At 37.0% G+C, this 21,157-nt stretch carries 20 protein-coding genes and 1 pseudogene; 16 read left to right on the forward strand and 5 right to left on the reverse strand.

Annotated features, from left to right (window positions below; all coding sequences use genetic code 11):
* The 15 genes and pseudogenes from LS66_RS09435 to LS66_RS09510 all read left to right on the forward strand — a co-directional run.
* Positions 1–186 (forward strand): annotated as a pseudogene (locus tag LS66_RS09435) (hypothetical protein); the annotation flags it as partial.
* Entirely contained in the window at positions 183–821 is a 639-nt protein-coding gene (locus tag LS66_RS09440) for a hypothetical protein (RefSeq protein WP_034367644.1), read from the forward strand. The pseudogene LS66_RS09435 and the gene LS66_RS09440, both read left to right, overlap by 4 nt.
* Positions 818–1,624 carry a glycine zipper family protein gene (locus LS66_RS09445; protein ID WP_034367641.1) on the forward strand — a complete coding sequence of 269 codons (807 nt, stop codon included), beginning with the start codon at positions 818–820 and terminating at the stop codon, positions 1,622–1,624. The genes LS66_RS09440 and LS66_RS09445 overlap by 4 nt, the downstream gene beginning before the upstream one ends.
* Positions 1,625–1,725: 101 nt before the next feature.
* Positions 1,726–1,938 carry a hypothetical protein gene (locus tag LS66_RS10225; protein ID WP_034367638.1) on the forward strand — a complete coding sequence of 71 codons (213 nt, stop codon included), beginning with the start codon at positions 1,726–1,728 and terminating at the stop codon, positions 1,936–1,938.
* Positions 1,939–2,025: 87 nt separating this feature from the next.
* Complete coding sequence (locus LS66_RS09455) at positions 2,026–3,555, forward strand: 4Fe-4S dicluster domain-containing protein (RefSeq protein WP_034367635.1); 1,530 nt, start codon at positions 2,026–2,028, stop codon at positions 3,553–3,555.
* Positions 3,555–4,199: a molecular chaperone TorD family protein gene (locus LS66_RS09460; protein WP_011115075.1), complete on the forward strand. Its 645-nt coding sequence runs from the start codon at positions 3,555–3,557 to the stop codon at positions 4,197–4,199. Before LS66_RS09455 ends, LS66_RS09460 begins: the two co-directional genes overlap by 1 nt.
* 88 nt (positions 4,200–4,287) lie before the next feature.
* Positions 4,288–4,503 (forward strand): twin-arginine translocation signal domain-containing protein, encoded by a 216-nt coding sequence (locus LS66_RS09465; RefSeq protein ID WP_011115074.1) that lies wholly within the window; start codon positions 4,288–4,290, stop codon positions 4,501–4,503.
* A 19-nt stretch (positions 4,504–4,522) separates the two neighbouring features.
* The gene (locus LS66_RS09475; RefSeq protein WP_081947978.1) at positions 4,523–7,345 is read left to right on the forward strand and encodes a molybdopterin-dependent oxidoreductase; all 2,823 of its coding nucleotides are present in this window, start codon (positions 4,523–4,525) and stop codon (positions 7,343–7,345) included.
* 14 nt (positions 7,346–7,359) lie between these two features.
* Positions 7,360–7,989, forward strand: a complete 630-nt coding sequence (gene fdh3B, locus LS66_RS09480; RefSeq protein WP_034367629.1) for a formate dehydrogenase FDH3 subunit beta — start codon at positions 7,360–7,362, stop codon at positions 7,987–7,989.
* Positions 7,990–7,999: 10 nt separating this feature from the next.
* Complete coding sequence (locus LS66_RS09485; RefSeq protein ID WP_034367626.1) at positions 8,000–8,974, forward strand: formate dehydrogenase subunit gamma; 975 nt, start codon at positions 8,000–8,002, stop codon at positions 8,972–8,974.
* Positions 8,975–8,982: 8 nt separating this feature from the next.
* Positions 8,983–9,762, forward strand: coding sequence for a formate dehydrogenase accessory sulfurtransferase FdhD (fdhD, locus tag LS66_RS09490; protein WP_138092098.1), 780 nt, complete (start codon positions 8,983–8,985; stop codon positions 9,760–9,762).
* Positions 9,763–9,858: 96 nt separating this feature from the next.
* Entirely contained in the window at positions 9,859–11,217 is a 1,359-nt protein-coding gene (locus tag LS66_RS09495; protein WP_011115068.1) for a TolC family protein, read from the forward strand.
* 18 nt (positions 11,218–11,235) lie between these two features.
* Positions 11,236–11,937 (forward strand): efflux RND transporter periplasmic adaptor subunit, encoded by a 702-nt coding sequence (locus LS66_RS09500; protein WP_011115067.1) that lies wholly within the window; start codon positions 11,236–11,238, stop codon positions 11,935–11,937.
* A complete protein-coding gene (locus LS66_RS09505) occupies positions 11,937–15,011 on the forward strand; it encodes an efflux RND transporter permease subunit (protein WP_138092101.1) in 3,075 nt (1,024 codons plus the stop codon). Before LS66_RS09500 ends, LS66_RS09505 begins: the two co-directional genes overlap by 1 nt.
* Before the next feature lie 75 nt (positions 15,012–15,086).
* Complete coding sequence (locus LS66_RS09510; protein WP_236097024.1) at positions 15,087–15,857, forward strand: M15 family metallopeptidase; 771 nt, start codon at positions 15,087–15,089, stop codon at positions 15,855–15,857.
* Between the two features lie 6 nt (positions 15,858–15,863).
* On the opposite strand, the gene LS66_RS09515 is transcribed toward LS66_RS09510, so the two are convergent.
* The 4 genes from LS66_RS09515 to nrfH all read right to left on the reverse strand — a co-directional run bounded on the left by LS66_RS09515 (position 15,864) and on the right by nrfH (position 19,735).
* Complete coding sequence (locus tag LS66_RS09515) at positions 15,864–16,274, reverse strand: diacylglycerol kinase (RefSeq protein ID WP_011115064.1); 411 nt, start codon at positions 16,272–16,274, stop codon at positions 15,864–15,866.
* 12 nt (positions 16,275–16,286) lie between these two features.
* A complete protein-coding gene (locus LS66_RS09520) occupies positions 16,287–17,285 on the reverse strand; it encodes a hypothetical protein (protein WP_034368357.1) in 999 nt (332 codons plus the stop codon).
* 103 nt (positions 17,286–17,388) lie between these two features.
* Positions 17,389–19,239 carry an ammonia-forming cytochrome c nitrite reductase subunit c552 gene (locus tag LS66_RS09525; RefSeq protein WP_138092104.1) on the reverse strand — a complete coding sequence of 617 codons (1,851 nt, stop codon included), beginning with the start codon at positions 19,237–19,239 and terminating at the stop codon, positions 17,389–17,391.
* A gap of 22 nt (positions 19,240–19,261) precedes the next feature.
* Positions 19,262–19,735 carry a cytochrome c nitrite reductase small subunit gene (gene nrfH, locus LS66_RS09530; RefSeq protein ID WP_226989518.1) on the reverse strand — a complete coding sequence of 158 codons (474 nt, stop codon included), beginning with the start codon at positions 19,733–19,735 and terminating at the stop codon, positions 19,262–19,264.
* A gap of 147 nt (positions 19,736–19,882) precedes the next feature.
* Here nrfH and LS66_RS09535 point away from each other — a divergent pair, with 147 nt between their 5' ends.
* The gene (locus tag LS66_RS09535) at positions 19,883–20,707 is read left to right on the forward strand and encodes a polyphenol oxidase family protein (protein ID WP_011115057.1); all 825 of its coding nucleotides are present in this window, start codon (positions 19,883–19,885) and stop codon (positions 20,705–20,707) included.
* On the opposite strand, the gene LS66_RS09540 is transcribed toward LS66_RS09535, so the two are convergent.
* Positions 20,700–21,157: ankyrin repeat domain-containing protein (locus LS66_RS09540; protein WP_138092107.1), on the reverse strand; the 458-nt coding region annotated here is incomplete at its 5' end. The genes LS66_RS09535 and LS66_RS09540 overlap by 8 nt on opposite strands.

Below are 21,157 nucleotides of genomic sequence, written 5' to 3' on the forward strand. Positions count from 1 at the left end.
GATTCTTCAAATTCAGAGATTCAAACCAATTATAGTGTTAATGCTGGTAACCAAATCCTTCACCAAGTAGGAGACACTTCTATTACTGCTAAGGGAGATTGTGTTATTATTAAAGCTGGTGGAGTAGAAGTAGTCATAGATTCTAAAGGATTAGTCGTTAAAGGTGGGGAGGTAAAGGCGGAGTGAGAGATTCTAATCCTACTAATGCTTATAATCCAAACAATGCAACTCGATTCTTGTTGGCTATTTTGAAGATTATCTTTGCTCTCTTTTGTGTTTTTATACTTATTGCAACTCTTGTTTATCATTGGGAATTTTCACCCTATTTATTAAAGTTTTTAGGGATATTGATTGTTTTGGCTAGTCTTTTTAATTTTATTCGCATTTTCTATAATACATCACAGACAAATGAAGTGAGCCTCTATGAATGCGATATACAGCACAATACATTGCTTTTACTTGTCCTTATAGCCTCTTTAATTTTTGGAGTATGTTTTTATTTTGTAGATATTTTTCTTGGGATTGGTGTTTTTCTCTATTTATTAGAGCTTTGTTTGCAAGATTGGTATTATAAAGCACAAATAAGTGAAACTTATCTCACTTTGTATCATCGTATATATGGCAAACTCTCTTATAAATGGAATGAGATTCTGATTGCAAGTTCATTAGATGAGATACAAAGTTCTATGTTCTATGTCAATCTAAGTGATACTTACTATCTGCATATTTGGCATAAAAATATGTTGATAAATATTACCATTAAAAAAGATGAGAAAACACTCGAGCTCTATGAACACATCAAAAGGCATAAGAAACAATGAAAACGATTTATGAAAGCGATGAGATAGTCGTAACCCAACAAGATAATTTAACTTATTATATGCAAATCAACAATCAGGATAAGGTATCCAATGACTCAAGTGCTTTAACGAGTGCAATCAGTGCTATAAGAAATGCTGTTTGGGCATTAGATGTATATTCAAATACAAAAGTTCAACTCATTGTTGTTGTTTTAGGTTCAACTCCAAATGCTCTTATAATGCAAAATAATCCAAACAATTCTCAACTTAAAAATTTTATTGTTTTAAATCTTGATGTAATAGTTGGTTTTTCTGCCACAAAAATAGCACCAAAGATATTAAATAAAGCACTCATTGGGGCTGGAATCGGAACATTAGCTGGTTCGATTATACCTGGATTAGGTAATGCTGCAGGCGCGACAAGTGGATTTATTGCAGGTGCAGGAAGAGTATTGTTTTTGGCTGGAGTAGGTTATTTTTCGACAGCAATACTTAGTAATATTTATGACGCATTGGAAATTGATGAATTATATGATTATTTAAAGAAAAATATATTCAGTTCTCAAAACAAATATGAACAAGAAACATTAAGGAATCCGACTGAGCAGGAATTAAAGATAGTTTTAAGCAATATAGATTCTAACTCCACTTCAAATGATATAGATAAGTTACTCCATTCTTTCCCCAACTACCTCAAACAAGACTCTCAACAAGAATCCCATATTCCCCAACCCTACCTACTCTCTCCTCTCCTCTCCTCTTTTCTCCTGATACCATTAACTCTCATAGAGTTGGAGAGATACACTTTAGCATTCAAATCCTAGATGAATACACAAGAATACCCATAGAGAATGCAAAACTCCAATTACAAAATGTCAATCTAGGACAAGAATCGATCACTAATACTCAAGGTTTAGCTACTTTTATGATTAAAGAGAGTGAATATTTAAAACCTTTTATGGCAAAGCTTATTCACAATAACTATCAAGAATGTCCTATCTTTGATAGAAGTATCATTCCTAATGCTTATAGAAGTGCTAAGAAACCTTTAGAATTAAGATTCTTAGGAAAAATCCATTGTTATTTTAATGGAAAAGAACTTATATTGAGGAATGTTACAAAAACCGATATATTTTAAATTATATAAAAGTATTTTAGTTAAAAAATGCTTTAATTTTTGCTGAAGTGAAGTATCATATTACACGATACTTTAAGGTGAATATAGATGAAACAACATCGATTAACTGAGCTTTTGAACAATGAGGAATTAGAAATCTTACAAGAATGTGATGAACTCACGCTTGATTTTACCTCTTTAAGCAAAGATGCTTTAAGCGTGGTTGCTCCACATTGTGTAGTAATTGGCTATGGAGAGCTATGCGATACTTTTTTAGCACTTTGTGTCAATGAAAAGCATACTGCACTTGAGGTGCTTCATCTTTTACCACAGGATTTTGTGCGCCTTAGCGGACATCTTGGAGTTTTTAAGTTGTATTTTAAAAATGCTCAAGGTGCAGTTGAAGAAATTGCTACTTCGCAGGTAGTTTCATTTGCCCCACTTGAGAATCTCCCTCATTTTAAAGGTGTGCATACACCAAATATGTATGAGAGTGCAGATTCAATGTTGCGCTCTTTACTTGCTTTATGCGGGGAGCAAAATTATAGTCGTAGCATTGTATTTGATTCATCACATTGTCAATATCAAGGACGTCGCCCATTCTCTGACGGAAGCAAGGTGTGTCATAGTTGTGTTGATATATGCCCGACTATGGGTGTAAGCAGTGATGATTCTTTAAAAATATTGCATCTCTCACCTATTGATTGCATTTCTTGCGGTAAATGTGTGAGTGTATGTCCCACGGGAAGTATGCAACGCGAAGGTGATGGATTAGAATCTTTTACTTACAAAGCACGACTTTATAAAGGGCGCATACCGCTTATAGTAGCAAGAGCAGACCTTGAATCGCAACAATTTGCCAAAGACTTTCGTGCCCTCAAAGAATATAATTGCTTACTTTTGCCTTTTGTCCTAGAAGTGCCTGATATGCTTAATAGCACTTATTTCCTTACGCTTTTGCAAGAATCAAGTGCGCCAATTGTGCTTTATAGTCCATTGGGTGAGCATATTTCTAGCGATATAGAATCTTTAAATACTATTTATGAGCGCATTTTTGCAAAAAAAGCAATCTATAATTTTACAGATTCGCAAGCTTTAGGTATGTTGCAACCACTTACACAAAGTCATTATATTTATACACCTGCGAGCAAGGAGACAAGCAAGGACATTTTTTCTGAACGTATGCGTTTTTGGATTAAGCAAGAAGAATATAGCAAAGTGTCAATTAAGGGTTTTGGTATCTTGGGTATTGATGCGCGAAAATGCACAATGTGCCTTAGTTGTGTGGAAGCGTGTAATACCAATGCTTTAATTAATAATAATTCGTCATTTGAGCTACTTTATAAGTCCTCACTTTGCACAGGTTGTGGGTATTGTGTAGCAAGTTGTGCCGAGCAAGTCTTAAGCATAGAATCTCACACGCTCAATCTTATCCCTGAAAGTTTTGAATATATCCCAATAGCAGTTGATGAGCCATTTAGATGTATAGAATGTGATAAAATTTTTGCTACGCGTAAAAGTATTGAAAAAATTAAGCAGATTCTTACTCCTGCTTTTGGTAGCGATATTCTTAAGCTTAAAACTTTAGAATGTTGTGCAGATTGCAAGGTAAAAGTTATGTTTGAGGGAGCGCATTAATGGCACGAGATATTTTAGAATCTGTAGCAAGTGCGAGAGCATTATATTATGATTTTTTTGCAGGATTATTTTTATATGAATTGCTGAGTGAGCGCTCAAGCGTTTTGCTAAAACAAGTAAAAATTTTAAAAGAAAATATCCTTAATGAGCGAGATAATGCGCATTTTGAGCTTTTAGAAAGTGAATTAGAGCGTAAGGGCACACAACAGATTTTACGCGAATACACTCATACTTTTATTTTGCCCTTTGCTGTGCCTCACGAATCAGATTGCAAAAATGAAAAAGTAAAAAGTGAAAATACTCAAATAATGCTTTATCTTTCGCATTATCTTGAAGGTTATTTGAATGGCAAGGCTTTACTTAAAGCACGTAGCCTTACTAAACAAAGCACTTTTAGGCTTAATACTCAAGAATGCAAGGAAAGCGAGGAACATTTAGGCTTTTTGTTGCTTTTAATGCGTCATCTTTTGCTTTCTCCTAATGAGGGAGATAGGGTATTGAGTGCTCAAGTTGTAGATGAACTTGTGATTCCTTTAGGAGATTTTGTTGTAGCTGCACTTATTCAAAGAGAGGATTTGAGTTATTATGCAAGTGTGGGTTATTTATTACAGAGTTTTTTAAATGTTGAGCGGAGTTTAAAATGACATTTTCAATATAAAAGGTAAGCTGATTTGAGCCCTTAAAATGGAGAGCTCAAATGGGTTTATCCCAAAGTCAAAAAAAGGAGGCTATATGTCTAAAATGCAAGAAAGCAATCAAACTCGGCGTAAGTTTTTAAAAACTGCTGGGGTAGGTGGCGCTGTGGTTGCGATAGGCTCTCTTAGTTTGACTGGTTGTTCTGGAGAACACACACAAAAAGAAGTCATTAAGGGTAAGAGCAAAAAGCAAGAGGTGTTGTATCGTGATGATACAACATATTGGCAAACTTATTTTTCAGTTGCCAAATAGATAATCATAAGGAGTGAAAATGAGCGAGGTAAATGATAGACGCAATGCTCGGCGCTCATTCCTCAAACTCTCTGCATTGGCTTCTGTGGCTGGTGTGAGCAGTGCTTTGGGAAATGAGGGGGAAAAAGTGCTTAGAAAAGCGAGTGAGGCAGAGTTGAAGGAAAAGTATCCACAATCTCAAAAAATCAAAACTATTTGCACACATTGTTCAGTGGGTTGTGGTGTGATTGCTGAAGTGCAAGATGGTGTATGGGTGCGCCAAGAAGTGGCTCAAGACCACCCGATTTCTCAAGGCGGACATTGCTGCAAAGGTGCAGATTTGATTGATAGAGCAAGAAGCGAAACAAGATTACGCTATCCTTTGCAAAAGCAAAATGGGCAATGGACAAGGCTTAAATATGATGAGGCAATGGATAAAATTGCTACACAGCTTAAACAAATTAGAGAAGAAAGCGGTCCTGATGCAGTGATGTTTTTAGGAAGTGCGAAATGTTCTAATGAGCAAAGCTATTATATTCGTAAGTTTGCAGCATTTTTTGGGACAAATAATATAGACCATTGTGCTAGAGTTTGACACAGCCCAACAGTCGCCGGTGTGGCGAATACATTCGGGTATGGTGGTATGACAAATCATCTTGGCGATATGATGTTCTCAAAATATATTTTAGTCATTGGAGCAAATCCAGCGGTAAATCACCCTGTGTCAATGGTGCATATTTTGCGAGCTAAAGAGCAAGGAGCAAAACTTGTATGTATTGATCCACGATTTACAAAAACTGCAGCAAAATGTGATGAATTCCATAGAATCCGCAGTGGGACAGATATAGCCTTTGCTTATGGTTTGCTCAATCACATCATTGCTAAAAAGCTTTATGATGAGCAATATCTCAAAGAGAGAGTTTATGGCTATGAGGATATTATTAAAGAAGCACAAAAATTCTCTCCAGAAGTGGCAGCAGATATTTGTGGAATCCCAGCTGATGAAATTAGGCATATTGCCGAAGAAATGGCAGCTGCAAAACCTGCAAGCTTGATTTGGAATCAAGGGCTTACACAACATACGATTGGCACAAGCAATACAAGAATTATGCCTATTTTGCAAATGTTTTTAGGCAACATTGGGAAAAATGGCGGAGGCGTGAATATCTTAAGGGGACACGATAATGTGCAAGGAGCTTCGGATATGAACAATCTCGCAGATTCTCTACCGGGTTATTATGGTCTTGGAGAGCCAGCTTGGCGACATTTTTGTAAGCATTGGGGCGTTGAGTATGAGTGGATGTTAGGACGTTTCAAAGATGCAGAAATGATGGGTAAAACCGGTTTTGCACATTCTACTTGGAAATTTGGTGTATTAGATGAAGAAAATGCTGCAAATAATGGTGGCACAAAGCTACGTGCTTTAGTTGTAATTGGTTCAGGTATGACCACAGTTTCTTTGCTTGATTTGCAAAAAAAAGCAATGGATATGCTAGATTTGGTGGTGTTTGTAGATCCTTATGTTAATGACTTGGCAATTTATAGTGATAGAAGCGATAATCTCTTTATGCTTCCAGCGGCTTCTCAAATGGAAACAAGTGGTTCTGTGGCAGCGACAAATCGTAGCTATCAATGGCGTTCTAAAGTAATGGAACCGCTTTTTGAATGCCGTCCTGATGAGGAGTTTCTCTTTGGTTTGGCTGAACGATTAGGATTCTTGAAAGAATTGCAATGGCGACTTTATGATATAGCAAAATCAAAAGGACGGGAGCAATTTATTTGGCCTGAAGATGCAACTACTGAACTTACGCAAAGTATTCGTAGCATTGGTTTGCAAGGTATGAGTCCAGAGAGACTAAAAGCCCACCAAGAAAATTGGCATTTATTTGATAAAGTAACACTGGAAGGCACAGGAGAGTTTAAGGGAGATTATTACGGGCTGCCTTGGCCTTGTTGGAGTGATAAGCACCCGGGCACACCTGTAATGTATAATGATACTATTCCTGTTATGCGTGGAGGTATGGGATTCCGCGTGAATTGGGGTGTTACAAGCCCAGATGGGCAAAGTATGCTTACAAATAGAAGCTTGCCAAATGCTAAACATATCGGTGGACACGCTCCTGTAACTGCAGAAAATGCTGAATCTTTAGGGATTAGTCTAAGTAGCGAGGAGAAAAATGCCATTGAGGGAAGCACTTTTGCTCTAGGTATAGGGAATAATATTTTGGTAGAAAAAGCATTAGAGGCAGGATTATGCCCTTATGGAAATGGTAAAGCAAGGGCGAATGTATGGAATTGGTATGATAAGATTCCACTCCATCGTGAGCCCCTCCATTCTGTGCGTGGAGATTTGGTAGATAAATATCCAAGCTTCCCAGATAAACCAAATCTTTTCCGTGCTAATGTTAAGTATATTTCGCGTCAAAAGGAAAAAGATTGGGTAAAAGAGTTCCCTATCAATATGTTAAGCGGACGTTTAGTAGCTCATATGGGAACAGGTGCAGAAACTCGTAGTGCGAAATATTTAGCTGAAGTAGAGGGAGAAATGTTTGTGGAGATTCACCCAAATAAAGCTGCAGAGCTCAAAGTAAAAAATGGTGATTTGGTATGGATATATGGAACAAATGGTTGCAAAATTCTTGTGCCTGCAAAACTCTCTGTTCGTGTAGATGAAAATAGCATTTGGTTGCCTCAAAACTTTTCAGGTATGGATCAAGGAGAATCGCGACTTGATAAATATCCAGAGGGCACAAAACCTTATGCTATTGGTGAATCAGCAAATATGATTAGCAGTTATGGGTATGATTATAACTCTGCTTGTCCGGAAACAAAATGCGGTCTATGCCGAATTGAAAAAGCGTAATAAAAGGATAAAAAATGAGTAACACTATTCCAAAAAACCTTGAGCATTTCTCAAGGATAAAATTTTATTGCGATACAAACCGATGTATTGAATGCCACGGCTGCGATGTAGCTTGTAAAGAGGCTCATCATTTGCCTGTTGGTGTCAATCGCAGACGAGTTGTTGTTCTCAATGAGGGTGTAGTAGGTAAAGAAAGCGCAGTTTCTATTGCTTGTATGCATTGTGCTGATGCACCTTGTGCTAAGGTATGCCCAGTAGATTGCTTTTATATCCGAGCCGATGGCATTGTTTTGCACGATAAGAAAACTTGTATCGGTTGTGGATATTGCCTTTATGCTTGTCCTTTTGGAGCTCCACAATTTCCTAAATCTGATGTATTTGGTTCAAGGGGAGCAATGGATAAATGTACCTTTTGTGCTGGTGGTCCTGAAGAAACTCATAGCACAGAGGAATACAAACTCTATGGGCAAAATAGAATCGCAGAAGGTAAAGTGCCAATGTGCGCTTCTATGTGTTCTACAAAGGCATTGCTTGCTGGAAGTGGTGAGCAGCTCTCTCATATTATTACGCATCGTGCTAGCACAAAAGGCGAAAATATCCCTAATGCTGTGCCTAATGTGTGGAAAACGGCTTACGAGGATTAAGGAGGATTCTATGAAATGGTGTTTTAGAATCTACTTGATTGTAGTGAGTCTTTGTGCTTTTGTGATTGCTGCTGATCCAAGTGTCCCACAAGCAGGTGGAAAGCAATATGCAGAAGTTATAAATGGAAATAATGCACTTATTATGCCCGCAGATAGAGCCAACCCTCATCTTTATGGCGGACCAGAAGTCGCTGCGATTAAGGCTTGGGGTGTGGATTCACCCAATTCTTTTGGTTGGGGTGAGCTTTTTACAATCTTGCAAGGGCAGTATTTTGCTCTGATTTTTTTATTGATTGTCATTTTTGTGCCTATGGCGTTTTATGGGCATTATAAGCTTGTGGGTAAGCGACATTATTCGCACGATAGCTTTTTAATCGTCTTTACTAAATATAATATTGTTGTGCATTGGTGTGCAGCTGTGCCTTTTGTGATGTTGTGCCTTTCGGGACTTATGATGGTTTTTGGCGATAAGCTTGGTGGTGGCACACTTATTCGCTTTGCTCGTGATGTGCATGGCTTTGCAACAATTTTCTTTGCTGTATTTGGCACATTAATGTTGTTTATGTGGGCAAAAGATTGTTTTTTCAAAGCTCACGATATTAAATGGATGATGATGCTTGGTGGTTATCTTGATAAAGTCAATCGCGAGATTCCAGCTCACAAGTTTAATGCAGGGCAAAAAATGTGGTTTTGGGTGGCTACACTTGGTGGTGGCGTAATGGTATTGAGCGGTGCAGTAATGTTTTTTCAATGCACGGATATTAATACTTTGCGCATTCTAGCAATTTTGCACAATGTGATGGGCTTTGCTATTATTGCGCTTTTGATTACTCATATTTATATGGCAGTTTTTGCTATTGAAGGCGCAGTAGAATCTATCCTTAATGGCAAAATGGGTGAGGAAGAGCTTTCTATGCTCCATAGTCTTTATTACAAGGATTTAAAGGCTCAAGGCAAATTAGATTCTATGCGCATAAAACACTAGGAGAGTAAGTGAGCGACTTTGTGCATCAAATGCGTATGGTGAGGCTTTTCCGTGATGAATCATTGCAGGTATGTGAAGATAACATCATTGAGGAGCAACGCATAGCTTTTTATCTCAATGGCACAAAACTCCTTTCTGTGATGAGTTTGCCTTTCTCTCAAGATGCTCATTTGGTAGGATTTTTGATGAATGAGGGCGTATTAGAAAGTGTTAATGATATTATTTCACTTGAAATTGCTCCTGATGGCTTGAGTGTGCATATGAATGCCCATATTAAAGAAGATAGGCTTAATCATCTCCATAAAGAAAAAACTCTGACGACAGGGTGTTGTGTTGGAGTAAGTGCAAATTTTGATGGAGAGATTATTCAAAAATTTATCGCTTCAAATATGCGTGTGGATACGCGCACAATCTTTAAACTCCTTGATGAATTTAATCAGCCAAGTGCGCTTTTTGAGCGCACAGGTTGTGTGCATAAGGCAATGCTTGTATGCGAAGAGACGCTTGTGAGTGAAGATATTGGGCGTCATAATGCTATTGATAAAGTTATTGGCAGAGCGAGACTTGCTTCGCTTGATATGAGTGAGGCAATACTTATTGTAAGCGGACGCTTATCAATGGAAATGGTGATTAAAGCTGCGATGAGTGATATTCCCATAGTAATTTCGCGTTCTGCTACGACATATTTAGGGATTAAATCTGCACAGGTTTTAGGCGTTACCCTTGTAGGTTTTGCACGTGGTGATACGCTCAATATTTACACTCACCCTTCACGTATTACAAGTTAATATAAAATATAGTTGCATATGCAACTATATTTACAAACTTGAGTTAGAATGCCAACTTCAAAAATGGAAATTGATAATAAACAAGGAGTATAACTTATGAAAAGAATTGTCCTTATATTGGGATTTTTCTCTATCTTAAATGCTCAACAAATACCACAAGATTCTATGCATTATCTTGTCCAAGCGCAAGATAATGCACAAAATATAGAATCCACACAATCTAGCGGTAGAGTTTTTACGCTCATAGAGCTTATTGAGGGGGCAAAGAAAAATTACAATCTTGAAGCTAAAGATTTGGCGATTTTACAAGCTCAAGCCACAAGTAGGGCGGCTTGGGGTGAATTTTTGCCCACTCTTGATGGAGCATATCAATACCAAGATACAAACAATCCAAGTATGCGTATGAAAACACATACAGGAAGTATAAAGGGAAATTGGGAAGTTTTTAGTGGGTTTAAAACCTATAACAAAGTGCGTGAAAAAGGCTCACTCTATCGTGCAAGCATTGAGGATAGGGAAAATACTAAAGACCAGCTTTTTTTAAGTGTGATTGAGCAATATTATGGTTATTTTACCAATCGTGCGCAACTTTTGAGTTTAGACCAAAAACGCATTCAGCTACAATCTAACATTAAACGTGTGGAGAGACTTTTTAATTCAGGGCTTACAACCATTGATGATGTAGAATCTTTGCGCGCAGAATTGCTTGCTACCGAGCACGATATTGAAAATATCAAAATGGAGATTGAAAAAAATAAGCTTATGCTCTCACTTCTTGCAAATACAGAGGTGCAAGAGCTTGAGCGTAAAAATATTAAAGCACCGCTTTTTGCACTTGATGAAAATCGCCACGACTTAAATATGCTTAACTTCCAAGCATTGAGCGCAAAATATCAAGCGCGACAATTTAATTATCTTCCAATTTTAAGTATCAGTGATACTTATGTGGTAAATAGCGATATTACTAAACCGGGAGCAATTAGGTTTAAAGGTGGTTTAGGTGGAATGAATCCCAATGATATCCTGCCTATGTTACAACGTCAATTTCCGCTTAATCAAAATCAGATTATGATTAATGCGACTATTCACCTTGATGCACTTACGACTTATCGGCAATATGAAGCTGCTCAACTTGGTTATTTAAAATCTCTTAAAGAGCTTGCTTATAAAAAAGAAGAGCAAAAAAAAGATGAAAAGATGTATCGCAAAAGCCTTGAAATTGCCGTAGCAAAGATTAAAGCATCAGAGGCAGCATTGCGTTCAGCAAGCATTGCATTTGAGAATGTAGCAAAAAAATATGACGCACAGATTCTTAATTTTGTGGATTATCTTCAATCTTTGACAAAGAAATTTGAAGCAGAATCAACTTACAATCAAGCACTCAATAATTATGAGATGCAAAAGGCATATTATATTTATTATAGCGGACAAGATTTGCAACAACATATTGAGTAGTAATAAAAAGGAGGAGAGATGAAAAAGGTTTTAGGTATAGTAGCGGGGATTTTTCTCGCTTCGTCAATGTGGGCAGAAGATGTTTATGCAATTTTTAATGCTGAAGCAATAAAAGATGCTAATTTAAATCTCGCTACAAGTGGCATTGTATCTGATATTTTTGTTGATGTCGGTAGTGAGGTGAAAAAAGGAGATTTGCTTCTTAATCTTTTTAATCAAGATATTTTTTCTCAAATGAATTCAGTTGAACAACAATATATTTTTGCAAAAAAGCAGTGGGAACGTTATAAACGTTCTGGTGGAGCAGTAGATAAAAATACGCTTGATAGATACCTTTCAGAATATAAAAAACTTGAGGCAGATTATAACTATCAAAAGGCGGTGTTAAGTAAAACACAGCTAAGAGCACCATTTGATGGTGTGATAGCTTCTAAAGAGGTTGAGCTTGGTGATGGGGTAAGTGCTCATAGCACAAAGCTTTTTAGAATCATTAGTCAAGATGTAAAGCTTGTTTTGGAATTTGATTTTAAGTATATAAACAAAATTAAAGTAGGTGATAGATTTGATTTCCGTATTGATGGGCGTAAAGAGGATTTACATACAACAATAAGTAAGATCTATCCTACCGCAAGCACAAGCACACGCAAAGTAAAAGCCGAGGCAATGGCAAAAGACATCATTCCGGGCACATTTGGTGATGGTTATATAAGGACAAAATAATGTATAAATTTGCCATTACTCGTCCAATTTCAACTTTAATGTTCGCCTTTGCAATCTTATTTTTTGGATTCTTAGGCGTATTTAAAATGCCAACTTCATTTTTCCCTGATATTGATTTTCCTGTGGCAGTAGTTATCACAGCTTATCCGGGTGCAAGTGCGGAGATTGTAGAGACAAAAGTAACAGATAAGATTGAAGAAGCTATTATGGGTATTGATGGGCTCAAAAAAGTAACTTCAAGTTCAGCACGTAATTCAAGTGTTGTAATTGTGCAATTTGAGCTTGAAAAGCCTCTAAGTGATGCAGTCAATGATGTGCGAGATAAAGTGGGCACGGTGCAGCTTGATTCTGGCGTGAAAAGTCCAGCAGTTTATAAATTTGATAGCTCTTCTGCTCCTATTATCTCTTTATTTCTCACAAGTGATAAAGTGCCTTCATCTGAAATGATGAGACACGCTAAAGATAATATAAAACCATTGTTGCAAAAAATTTCTGGTGTTGGTGGCGTTGAGATGAGAGGGCACAGAGAGCGACAGATTAGAATCTTTGTAAGCCCTAGTATGCTTAATAAATATGGTATAACTTATACAGATATTTCTAATAAAGTAGGGTTAGAGAATCTAGAAGTTGATGGCGGGAAACTCATTGGGACATTGAGTGAATGGGCTATAACAACCGATGCTCAAAGTGCTGATGTAAGTGATATAGGAAATATTCGTATTGCGGAGGGAATTAGATTAGCTGATATTGCTACGATTGAAGATGGCATTGAAGAAGATAAGACTTTTGCGTCATTTAATAAAACTCCGGGTGTGATTTTTGAGGTGCAAAAAATCTCTGGCGCAAATGATATTTCCATTGCTGATGCGGTAATGAAAGTGCTGCCACAAATAGAATCTATAAGCCCAGAGTATGACGTTAAAGTCTTTAAAGATATCACAAAAAATGTGCGTGCAGCCATTTCTTCAGTGGAATTTGATGTGCTCCTTGGCGTATTTTTAGCAGTATCTGTGGTCTTTATCTTCTTGCGAAGTGCGACTATTACGATCGTATCAGCCATTAGTATTCCTATTTCTATTTTTGGGACTTTTGCATTAATGAATTTTTTTGGATTCTCTTTAAATATGCTTACTCTTCTTGCAGTAGCTCTTGCGATTGGGATTATCATTGATGATGCGATTGTCGTTATTGAAAATATCCATAAAAAGCTTGAACAAGGTATGCGCAAACGAGAGGCGGCTTATGAGGGCGTGCGTGAAATCGGTTTTGCACTCATTGCTATTTCAGCAATGCTTCTTTCAGTTTTTATTCCTGTGGGAAGTATGAGCGGAATCGTGGGGAGATTCTTCCAAAGCTTTGGTATAACCGTGGCTGCAGCAATTGGTATTTCTTATATTGTTGTAATTACAATTATTCCGATGATTTCATCTATTGTAGTAAATCCTCAACATTCAAAGTTTTATCATCGCACAGAGCCATTTTTTAAGAGACTTGATGCGTATTATGTCAAAACTTTAGCCTTTGTATTGCGTAATAGAATCAAGGTGATTGTAGGTATTGTGGGTATATTTTTTCTCTCCCTTACACTTTTAGCTAAGCTTGGTATGGAATTTATTATCCCCGATGATAAAAGTGAATTTCAGGTATTTATGGAGACTACACCCGGCACGAGTATGAGTGCAATGAAAGAAAAGACAAATGAGCTACAAAATATAGTAATGGCTCATCAAGATGTTGATTTTACGACTTTGCAAATTGGATATGACGCGCAAAAAACAATCTTTAAGGCACAAATTTATGCGAGATTGAAGCCAAAAAAAGAGCGCGCAAATAAAGAATCGCAATTTAAGATTATGGCTGATGTGGGTGAGCAACTAAAATCAAGTGCAGTTGGGAAAGAATTTGTAATTTCTACATCTGAAGTACCAGATTTGGGGGGGGGGGATAGTTCGCCTTATCAAGTAGCAATTCTTGCACCTGATGGTCAAACCTTAAAGAAAACAAGGGATAATCTCATAAATATTTTAAAAACTGATCCAACATTGGCAGGCAAGGTTACTAATATTCACCTTAATACTTCGGAAGATTTGCCCGAATATCGTCTCAAAGTGCTTCGTGCTAACGCTGATAGATATGGAGTAAGTGCTCAAGATATTGGAAATGTAGTGCGGGGGGCATTTTCTGGTGAGGCGATTATTGGATACTTTAAAGATAGAGGCAAAGAATATGATATTACTATTCGTGTGCCTGATAATGACAGAATCTCACTTAATGATATTAAAAAATTACAAGTGAAAAATAGCAAGGGTGAGTTGATGTTTGTAGAGGGGCTTGTAGAAATAGAGCATACCTCTGCCCCTTCAGTTATTTCTCGTTTTGATAGACAACGGAGCGTTACGGTATATGCGTATCCTGTAAAAAATTCTGGTATTTCTTTAGGTGATATGATGAATATCACTGCGCAAAAATCAAATGAATGGCTTGAGCCGGGTGCTACTTTTAAGCTTCAAGGTGAAGCTGAAAATGCACAAGAAATGATGATAGCCTTTCTTATAGCGGTTTTAACGGCGATTGTGTTGATTTATCTTATTCTTGCTGCTCTTTATGAATCCTTTTTGCAACCGGTTGTAATTATGATGACTTTGCCTTTTAGTTTTGCTGGAGCATTTATCGCACTTTTTGTTGTGCAGCAGCCTTTTAGTATGTTTTCGCTTATGGGACTTATGATTCTAATGGGATTAGTAGGTAAGAATGCTACCTTGCTTATTGATGTAGCAAATGAAAAGCGCAAAGAAGGATATAGCACTGATGAGGCTCTTATCTTAGCTGGAGAATCGCGTTTGCGTCCTATTCTTATGACAACGATTGCTATGGTTTTTGGTATGATACCTCTAGCTATTTCTACAGGCTCTGGAGCGGGTATGAAATCGCCTATGGGAATTTGTATTATTGGCGGATTGCTGTTTTCAATGTTTTTGAGTTTGCTTATTGTGCCTGCTATCTATAGATTCCTCGCTCCTGTAGATGATTGGCTACAAAAATTCTATAAACCTAAAGCGGAAGATAAATTTTAAGAACAAATTTTGTAAGAAATATATCAAAACACGTTATAATCTTAGCATTTCAAGTTACCAAATGGGCAGATAGAAATGAAGAAAGTGATAGCGTGTTTGTGTATAGTCTATGTATTGTTAGGTGCAGAGCAAGTTGTTGATATTCTCGCGCAAGAGTGTGTAAAGCGATATTATCCACAGGTGGTAAGAATAGCCGATAATCAAGTAGTTCTTAATGATGGGAGCAGTTTCGTATGGGACGATGGTTTAGAAAAAAGCTATGATGAGCAGATTTTAAATCCTGATATGAATGACGCTTTCACTTATCCCTATCCCCTTAAAGGTTATGTGCTCAATCGTAATGAAGATACTTCTCGCATACGTCATTTAGGATTTTATAAAGCAATTTATGGGCATTCAGAAGAAGATGTAAGCGCACATCTTGTAAAGTTGCCTTGGTTTAAACAACGTTTTGATAAAAGTTTCATTGTAGTAACTACTGCAAATGGTGTAGATAAAGCTTTTGAACGTGTAATGCACAAACTTGAGAATCTTCCACAAGCATACTATCAATTTTTGAGCGACCAAGATGCGTTTTATTGGCGTAATATCGCAGATTCTCCCAATCTTAGTCCCCACAGCTTTGGCATTGCTCTTGATATTAATACGCAATTTTCTAAATATTGGTTATGGGATAAAAAAGAACGCAATGAGTATCAATATGAGAATCAAATTCCTTTAGAGATTGTCCAAGCTTTTGAGGAAGAAGGGTTTATATGGGGAGGGCGGTGGTGGCATTATGATACAATGCATTTTGAATATCGCCCAGAGATTATTTGCTATGCAAAAAATATACAAAAATATTAAACGCAATTAGAATATGAAGCGATTAAGAAGATAGCTTCCCCATACAAAGGCAACAAAAAGACAAGCAATAAGTTGTATAGCACTTCCCATATCTTTGGCTTTTTTAGCAAGTGGGTGAATTTCAAGGCTTGTAAAGTCAATAGCATTTTCAATCGCAGAATTAATAAGTTCAACGATGACAGAAAGCACACAGGGTAAGATGAGTAATATAAGCTCTTGCCAAGTTTGTGCTATAAAAAATGCTACAATACTTAGCACAATGCCTATACTTAGCACTTGCCTGAAACCTTCTTCTTCTTTCCACGCGGCTTTGATTCCATCAAGTGAGAAAAAAAAGGCATTATAAAGACGTTTTATGCCTGTTTTACCTTTTTTATCATTGCGTTGATATGATTGCGCATCTTTATCTTGCTGCATTATAAGCCCTCACTACTTAGAGAGAATCGTAAGAGTGTAATCATCAGAGAGATGCGAAAAATTAGAGCTTTGTGCAAAATCTTCAAGTGTTTTAAACTTTAACTCTTTATTTTCTTGATGACTTAGATGAATTCCTAGCTCGTGAGTTTGTCCTGTAAGATACGATTCTAAAGCATTACCAAAAGTAATCATTTCATCGTGATAAACATCACCTAACACGAAGCTTGCAGTGATGAGGGCAAGTGTATTAATATTTTTTGCATATTGTGCAAAGCCTTCTTGACCATAAGGCATTTCTTGTATTTTGCTTTGAACTTCATAGAGTTTATACATATCTTTACTAAATTCTCCCTTATTTTGGGCTTTGAGCATAAAAGTATCAAATGCATATTTGGCATCATTATACGTATCATCTGCATCATTATCTGTGGCTAATATTGCTTTAAGATAAAAATTTTCTAAAATTTTTGCCATATTTTGGGTGTTAAAAGTGCTATGTTGATAAGTTTCCTTACTATTTAGCTCATAAGAGGCATTAGACGCTTTCATATTGCATTGTATATTTTCAGATAGTTTATCATCATTTCGTTTTAAGGCGACATCACATTCAAGCTTTTGTGGTATAGATGATGAAATAAGATTTACTAATTCTAACTCTGCTTCTTTTGTTGTTTCTATTGGATTCCATTTAATATCTTTAATCTTAAAAGAAGCTTGAAGAGAGTTATTATCTATTGAATGAATATCAAATCCTGCGTTATAGAGCGTAAAGATTTCCTCTTCGCCTAAAATAATTTTTTTGCTATAGCAGCTGACGGTAATGAGTCCTTCGCACACAAAGGGCTCCCAGCTTTTAAGCAAATTATCATTTGTTACAATTTTTTCAAAGCTTTCATTAAGTGTTTGCTCTAAATGCGCTTTAATCTCTTTGCTTTTGAGCGAGAGGGCAACTCCCAAGCCTATGGCAATGAGCGCACCAATACCCAATATGATAGCAATTAGCTTTTTCATAGTAATTCCTTTGAGGCAAGATGAAATGATTATAACATAAATGTTTCAATATAAGAGGAAGAATCCTAGCCTCCGCTTTTAAAATGGAGGCTAGAGAAGAAAACTATTTTGCGCTTTTGGCACTTGCAGAGATTTTATCAACTTCACTAAAGTTATAAGGCTTTGTATTTTTATCAAGCTCTAAAAGTTCTTGAGGCGCTTCACCATTGATTTCGTGATGTTTGTAATAGCGCTCTCCGGCAGTGTGTCCATTAAGGTCAATTTTATATACAATCTCTCCGGGATTAAATTTTTGAATCTCATCAAATCCAAGATTAGAAGTTTTAAAACCTTTAATGCCATTTGCATTTGCAATTTCAACACATTTTGTTTGCCCCATTCTCGCCATTTCTACTGCTTGAAGGAGCATACGGCTTGCTTCGCGTGGATTATGGAATCCTGTAGAATTTTCCGCTCCTACAAAATATCCTCTCATTTGTCCGCGGCGGTGTAGTTCAAGTGGCTCTGCGAGAGCTTTTGATATTTTAGCATCATCAGGTTTGCCTTCAGACTGATATGCTGGAAGTTTGCCAAGTTCTTCTCGTAATTTTTTAATATCAAAAATAAGGCTCACGGTTGCATATTCTGCACTTCTCAAATCAAATGCTACTGATTTTTGAATATCAGCAATTTGTTTTTTAAGATACTCTTCGGATTGTGTGTGGCAAGTTTTGCAAGCAGAATTAATATCAAAGAGTGGAGAGGTAACATTGTGTTGCGTTACTTTTTTGCCTCCCGCGCCTTTAATGTAAGGCATATGGCAATCCGCGCAGCTTACACCATTTGCTGCGTGCACACCACCGCTAAACATTTCATATTCTGGGTGTTGAATCTTGAGCATAGGTGCTTTAGTTTCCTTGTGTGTCCAATCTTCTTTGAAAATGGGGCGCACTGCATCATAATGTTCGTCAAACATTTCAATTCTAAACACCTCACCTTTTTTCCACGCACTCCAAGGGAATGTAAGATTGATACCATCAACTTCAATTTCAGTTGCTTTATTGCCATCTCTCCAATGTTCAAACTCATCATAAGTTTTTTGTGTGCCATTCCACCATTTTTTACTCGAATCAGATGCAATAGATTCTCCCATTACCTTAACTTTTTCACCAGTAGGTTTGAAATAATATTCTACGTGGCATTGAGCGCAAACAAGTGTCCTCATCTCTTTTCTATCTGCTTTAATACCTTGTGCTGCATCTTTTTGGTAACCTCTATCAACGAGTGCATTAATAAGAGCAGGGCGCACTACTCTTAGACTCATATCATCAGGGTTATGGCAATCTGCACAAGTTACACCCATTCTTTTACCGCCGTGTGGTCCTCCGTGCTCTTCAGAACCTTCTTCAATCCCATTACGAGTTGGGACATTTTTAATCATTGTCCAATATTTTGTGCTATTAAACGCAGTAAAATCGCCATTTGCTGCATTTTTGATAAGCCACGGAGTCCAGCCACTATGGCAATTCATACAAGCTGCAGGTTGCCCACCAAATTTAGCAAAGCCGTGTGCATTAAGAAAGTCTTTATTATTACGCGCAGTGTCCATTTGATCTACTTGTATCCAAAAATGCCCTCTTTCTTCATTAGCATCAAGACTGAATGGATACCCTGCCCATAATATTGTTAATTGTGGGTAACGAATCAACTTTGAATATGCAAGATTTCCGCCAAAGTTTGTGTATTTTGGTGTTTCGTGCTCTACTTTGAGATACATATCAAGGTATTCAGGGAAGTTTTTACCCCAAAAGTCAAAAGTGGGATTTTCATCAGTAAGTTCTACAAGCTGTTTTGAAATAACACCTGTGTTTTCCGCTTGTTTTGATGAGATATCTTGATTGAGCCATAAAAGTCCAACAATAATAATAACAGCTCCAACGATAAGTATAGGTAGCATTCCTTTATTTTTTTGCATCTATTCCTCCTTAAAATTTAAGTTAAAAACCTCGTTTATGTCCTGCACTCTCGTGGCAAGAGACACAATTTAGTGCGTTGTTATGTCCAGGCGTAGTCGTAGGATTGACTGCGTTTTGGACATATTCTATATGACAACGCACACAATTATTTTGCACCATTTGCTTACTTGTTTCATTTGCACTCAAGTTAGTAGGTAGTGTATCAAGCTTGAATGTAAAAGCATAAGCGTGTCCTACGCCACTTTGAGCTTTAGCAATCCATTTGGAGACAAAGTTGTGAGGCAAATGGCAGTCATTACAGGTAGCTCGAGGCTGTCCTGCAATTTTCTGTGAATGAGGAGCGCTAAGATAATCACTATAAACTTCATTCATAATATGACAATTATTGCACGCTTCCGAATCATTGCTAAGATAAGAAGCTCCCTTAGCGTGCCAAAATGTATAACACGCAATAATAACAATAGCTATGAGAAGAATAGCGAAAATACTTGACATAAGAGTGGGTCGTTTCTGTCTGTCCTGTTTCACTAAACCCTCCTTATTTGTGTTGTGTGAGTGAGAATCTTTAAGAAAATACTCGTTAGAATTCTAATATTATTAATAATAAAATGATTTGATTTTTATCAAAATATGGGAGGATTTATGTTTTTATATACAAGTTTGCAAAGCCCTATTTTTAGGGATAAAAGCGTATATTTTGCCTTGAGTAATCGTTTAGGTGGAGTAAGTGAAGGTGTATTTGATACACTTAATTTAGGGTATTATGTGGGCGATGAAAGATTGAATGTGGAGCGTAATCACCATATATTCCTAAGCGAGTTTTGGAAGATATTTGCTTTAAATGATAAGCAAAAAGTTGTATCAGCTCTTTATTATTGTCATCAAACGCATAGCACACAAAGTATAATTTTAGATGAAAAAAATTTATCTTCTTTTGAGGATTTTTATAAGACAAAGAGCAAAATTATAGCTCCTCATAGCATTTGTCTTGGTGAAGCTGATGCAATTATTACGCATATACCTTATAGAGCTTGCCTTGTATTAGTGGCAGATTGCAATCCAATTTTGCTTTATGATAATGCAAAAAAAGTAATGGCAGTAATACACGCCGGTCGTAGGGGTGTGTTTGATGGGATTGTGCCTGCTGTTTTTAAGCGTATGAGTGAAGTATATGGAAGTAGTGTTTCAGATTGTTTTATGTATGTGGGAGCATCTATTCGTGCGTGTTGTTATGAAGTAGGGAAAGAAGTGCAAGAAGAGTTGCTTGCACTTGGCTTTGATAAAAGCGTATTAAAAGGCAATAAACTTGATTTAATTGCGTGCATAAAGACACAATGTAAGAATCTAGGTATTAATGTAGAGCATATTGAGATTAGCCCGTATTGTTCTTGTTGTAATAAGCAATTGTATTCTTATCGCAGAGACAAAACTACAGGACGTTTTGGGCTATTAGCTATGCTTACTTAGCCTTTTGCTTGCTCATCATCTCAGCAATTCTTTGATTGATGAGTTTATTTATTTCTTCGCGTTGTTCGTCTGTTAATTTATCCAACGCCGCGTGATAAGCCTCTTTATCTGATTCATCAAGATCCACTCCAAATGCCAAATGTGCCTCCTTTTCAATCTTGCGAAAACTCCTAGCACTCTTAGCCCCTGCGTCTTTGAGAAGCTTTTTATTTCTAGCTCCTTGTGCGTCATCTAAGGGAGTGTAAGCTCCGGTATAATAATTCACATTTGCCCCAAGCTCTATTAGAATCTGAGTAGCTTTGTAGTTTGAAGATTCTTCTACCGAATGAAACAAAGGTGTTTCTCCCAATTTGTCTAACACATCTACATTTGCTCCTGCTTTGGTAACCGCAATTTCAATTGATTTATAATCATTACGCCTAGCCCACCAATGCATACAAGTCCAGCCAT

It is taken from the genome of Helicobacter sp. MIT 03-1614 (assembly GCF_000762925.2).
GTDB lineage: Bacteria > Campylobacterota > Campylobacteria > Campylobacterales > Helicobacteraceae > Helicobacter_C > Helicobacter_C hepaticus.

Bases quoted from the DNA above. Each gene is read 5' to 3' on its own strand.
- LS66_RS09445 (WP_034367641.1), top strand. From the start codon at position 818: ATGAAAACGATTTATGAAAGCGATGAGATAGTCGTAACCCAACAAGAT.
- LS66_RS10225 (WP_034367638.1), top strand. From the start codon at position 1,726: ATGATTAAAGAGAGTGAATATTTAAAACCTTTTATGGCAAAGCTTATT.
- LS66_RS09455 (WP_034367635.1), top strand. From the start codon at position 2,026: ATGAAACAACATCGATTAACTGAGCTTTTGAACAATGAGGAATTAGAA.
- LS66_RS09460 (WP_011115075.1), top strand. From the start codon at position 3,555: ATGGCACGAGATATTTTAGAATCTGTAGCAAGTGCGAGAGCATTATAT.
- LS66_RS09465 (WP_011115074.1), top strand. From the start codon at position 4,288: ATGTCTAAAATGCAAGAAAGCAATCAAACTCGGCGTAAGTTTTTAAAA.
- fdh3B (WP_034367629.1), top strand. From the start codon at position 7,360: ATGAGTAACACTATTCCAAAAAACCTTGAGCATTTCTCAAGGATAAAA.
- LS66_RS09485 (WP_034367626.1), top strand. From the start codon at position 8,000: ATGAAATGGTGTTTTAGAATCTACTTGATTGTAGTGAGTCTTTGTGCT.
- LS66_RS09495 (WP_011115068.1), top strand. From the start codon at position 9,859: ATGAAAAGAATTGTCCTTATATTGGGATTTTTCTCTATCTTAAATGCT.
- LS66_RS09500 (WP_011115067.1), top strand. From the start codon at position 11,236: ATGAAAAAGGTTTTAGGTATAGTAGCGGGGATTTTTCTCGCTTCGTCA.
- LS66_RS09505 (WP_138092101.1), top strand. From the start codon at position 11,937: ATGTATAAATTTGCCATTACTCGTCCAATTTCAACTTTAATGTTCGCC.
- LS66_RS09510 (WP_236097024.1), top strand. From the start codon at position 15,087: ATGAAGAAAGTGATAGCGTGTTTGTGTATAGTCTATGTATTGTTAGGT.
- LS66_RS09515 (WP_011115064.1), bottom strand. From the start codon at position 16,274: ATGCAGCAAGATAAAGATGCGCAATCATATCAACGCAATGATAAAAAA.
- LS66_RS09520 (WP_034368357.1), bottom strand. From the start codon at position 17,285: ATGAAAAAGCTAATTGCTATCATATTGGGTATTGGTGCGCTCATTGCC.
- LS66_RS09525 (WP_138092104.1), bottom strand. From the start codon at position 19,239: ATGCAAAAAAATAAAGGAATGCTACCTATACTTATCGTTGGAGCTGTT.
- nrfH (WP_226989518.1), bottom strand. From the start codon at position 19,735: ATGTCAAGTATTTTCGCTATTCTTCTCATAGCTATTGTTATTATTGCG.
- LS66_RS09535 (WP_011115057.1), top strand. From the start codon at position 19,883: ATGTTTTTATATACAAGTTTGCAAAGCCCTATTTTTAGGGATAAAAGC.